This window comes from Acinetobacter sp. YH01019 (assembly GCF_013420285.1).
GTDB classification, from domain to species: Bacteria; Pseudomonadota; Gammaproteobacteria; order Pseudomonadales; family Moraxellaceae; genus Acinetobacter; species Acinetobacter gandensis.
In genome coordinates, this window is record NZ_VOYM01000147.1 from 1 (window position 1) to 3,146 (window position 3,146).

The window sequence follows — 3,146 nt, forward strand, 5'->3', positions numbered from 1 at the left end:
GACTCATAAGTGCTCGGTTATATGCGGGCCAATTGGTTGTGCGGTAGATTTTGTGTGCAGGCTTCTTCATTTGAAAATTATATCGCTGAAAAAGCCTTTACAGATAGGTTTGTGCAACAAAGCCTAGTGAAAGTGGTTTAGCTTTGGCTACACAAGGTAATAACGATATCGACTTAGAATTAGCTGCTGCTGGTAATACAGAAGTTGTTCGTTCGAAGCGTAAAGTTGCCAAAGCATTAAATCTAAACGATTCAATCGAAGATATTTTAATTACTTTAGGTAAACAATATCACTTAATTCGTCCACTAGATTCAAATGAAGCTTTATTTCTCTATCTAGTATTAGACCGCAGTAAATCTAACCTTGCTATGGCACGCCACGAACTTAAACGTTTCGAAAAAGAATTAGATTTTTCTTAATTCTAATTGGGTTATTTCAACTGAAATAACCCACTTTTGTGGAATCTAGCATGAATAACACATTATATATTTCAGTCTTTGGCTTAAATCTAAATGTTATCAATGAAATTAAATCGATTATTTCAAATAAGTTAGCAACAAATATCACTATTCATTGGACACACATTGCTGATAGCAAACTTCAAGTACTATTAATCAATGATGACTTCATTGATTTACCGAATATAAATAAAATTAAGCATAATCGATTAATTATACTCAAACTAAAAAAAAATGAATTACATGCCAATAAAATCCAACATGACACTTTATTTTTGCCACTAACTAATCCAACAGAATTTGAAATTTGGTTAGTTAATACTGTCTTAACTCAAACTTGTAATCAGCTGCAAAATAATATATTACAACCGATAGTTAAAGATGTTGAGTATAAATTAAGTCATCAACAATTCTCTAATCTATTTACACAAATCAATAATCACCAACGTCTACTCATTTTACTAGATACAAATCCAATCGGCTTGATTGATAACATTAACAATGAGTTTTGGATTAAATCTCAGATAAAAATTTTGCAAAAATCTGAACTCACACTCATACCAGCTGATACAAATACTGTTGTTAACTTCAAATACAGTTCTAAATCAATCAATTTACAACATGGATTATGGCAGTTTGTTTGGGACTACGTAGGTTATGAAACCCCTACTTTTTCAAAACATTATAGACTTTTGCATTGGCCACAACCTATCGACTGTATCGAACGTAAATCATTACTGAAAATGTCAGCATTTTTTATGGAAGGTAGCTCAACGCAATATGTCGCTGAAAAAATGCAATTAAGTCAAAATTTCATTAATCGATTTCTTTTTGCTTGTGACATTGCAAACATGATTGAAGAAATACCTGCTATGGCTACCGTATTCCATACTCAACAAGTTGTAGAACAATCGTCAAAACCTTTACAGCAACTTTTCCGTAGCCTTAGAAAAAAACTAGGAATATAAATTTTAATATGATTTTACAGCAATACAAAATCGTTTTTGCCGGAACAATGGGGGCCGGAAAAACTACTGCTATTCAAAGCATTTCCGATATTCCTGTACTTTGTACTGAGGCTTTAAATACAGATCAGCATGCACATCAAAAAATGTTGACGACAGTAGGAATAGATTATGGTGAGCTTACACTCGAAGATGGTATAAAATTAGGGTTATATGGTACACCTGGGCAGGAACGATTCAACTTTATTTGGAATACGATTTGCAATGGTGCTATAGGTACAATCATTTTAATTGATCATACACATAACAATCCCATTCAACAAATTAATGAATATTTGAATTTTTTTTCAAAAAATAATGAAAACCTTATTATTGCTATCACCCATTTAGATAATACACAGTATCAATCTACAAAGCTCTATAAAGAATGGCAAGAGCAGCAACAAACCCATCATCCTATCTTCTATATTGATGCTAGAAAGAAGTCCGATATTCTTTTTATTCTTGAAACACTTATTGCTAAAGCTGAAGTTCAACTTTCTATTTAAGGTTATGTCCATATGAGTTTATCTATACGAAAAAGTCGCACAGCGCCACAGCTACTCATTGAGCATGCACATAGTTTAATGAAAGAATTAATTATGGATGTTTCAGGCGTTGAGTATGTAATGTTATGCTCAACTGATGGTTTTGAATTAAAGTCCATTCAAAAGAAAAATATTGAGAATTCTGGAAAGCTTGCCGCTGTTAGCAGTTCAATTTTGGCAATGGTTCAAGCATTTACCAATGAAATTAATCTTGTAGGCTGTCAAACAATTACATTAGATGCTGAAAATGGAAAAGCTTTACTTACAGCGATTTCCCATCCCCTACACCCAATGATATTAGTCCTTTTAACCTCTCAAGATGTGTTATTAGGACAATTGTTATACTCACTTAGAAAAGTCAGTGATGAACTTAGCCAATATCAATTACCAAGTTCATAAACAATTTTAAATATTTATTTCATTGAATTTCGGATTGCTTCTTCATCGAAATATTGGGTAAATGCAGAAATTCGTGTGTTTACAGCTGGATTTTGCATAAGGCTTTCTGCAGCGGTTTTTCCTAATAATTCAAATGCATTTGCTAAAGCATTTGTACCTTCATTTTCGGTCACTGCTTTTATTTCAGTTTTACAACGGGTTGTTAATAAATCTTGAAATAATTTTGCCATATTTTTATCTATTTTAGCGACTTCATCTGGGGTTGCTTTATTATATTTTGCAATCTCTGGATGAGCCGAAAATGCTAAATAAATCCAGGCTGTTAAATTTTGGCTTTCTTCAGCTGTTGTCGACTTACTTAGACATTCACTTAACTTATCTTGATAAACACCAGCATTAGTTAACGTTATTGTTAATAATAAGCTTGTCGCTAATAATTTTTTCTTGAACATTAAGATTCCCTATAAAAAATTATAAATTTGATGTAATTATACTGTTTTATTCATTTTTCGCCTTAGCTGAAAATGACTTTTCAATGGATTAATTAAAACAAGAATTGGGGTTCTCCTTCATGCTCTTCTTACTTAAAGTTACCATTTCTATTTTTATCGCATAAAAAAATCCCCCTATCTCATAAGAGTTAGGGGGATTTTGAATAATGAGCTGGCGATGACTTACTCTCACATGGGTAACCCCACACTACCATCAGCGCTAAGAGGTTTCACTTCTGAGTTCGG

4 protein-coding genes and 1 pseudogene are annotated in these 3,146 nt (G+C 32.5%); 4 read left to right on the forward strand and 1 reads right to left on the reverse strand.

Translation table 11 applies throughout. From position 1 onward, the window contains the following. Positions 1 to 125: 125 nt before the first annotated feature. The 4 genes and pseudogenes from FTT84_RS17330 to FTT84_RS17345 form a co-directional block, all read left to right on the forward strand. A pseudogene (locus tag FTT84_RS17330) lies at positions 126 to 419 on the forward strand (roadblock/LC7 domain-containing protein); the annotation flags it as partial. Positions 420 to 469: 50 nt separating this feature from the next. After that, the gene (locus FTT84_RS17335; RefSeq protein WP_067766340.1) at positions 470 to 1,426 is read left to right on the forward strand and encodes a hypothetical protein; all 957 of its coding nucleotides are present in this window, start codon (positions 470 to 472) and stop codon (positions 1,424 to 1,426) included. An 8-nt stretch (positions 1,427 to 1,434) separates the two neighbouring features. After that, entirely contained in the window at positions 1,435 to 1,971 is a 537-nt protein-coding gene (locus FTT84_RS17340) for an ATP/GTP-binding protein (protein WP_180081973.1), read from the forward strand. Between the two features lie 12 nt (positions 1,972 to 1,983). Continuing rightward, positions 1,984 to 2,409, forward strand: a complete 426-nt coding sequence (locus tag FTT84_RS17345) for a roadblock/LC7 domain-containing protein (RefSeq protein ID WP_067766334.1) — start codon at positions 1,984 to 1,986, stop codon at positions 2,407 to 2,409. 14 nt (positions 2,410 to 2,423) lie between these two features. On the opposite strand, the gene FTT84_RS17350 is transcribed toward FTT84_RS17345, so the two are convergent. Continuing rightward, positions 2,424 to 2,861, reverse strand: a complete 438-nt coding sequence (locus tag FTT84_RS17350) for a hypothetical protein (protein WP_067766331.1) — start codon at positions 2,859 to 2,861, stop codon at positions 2,424 to 2,426. Between the last annotated feature and the right edge of the window lie 285 nt (positions 2,862 to 3,146).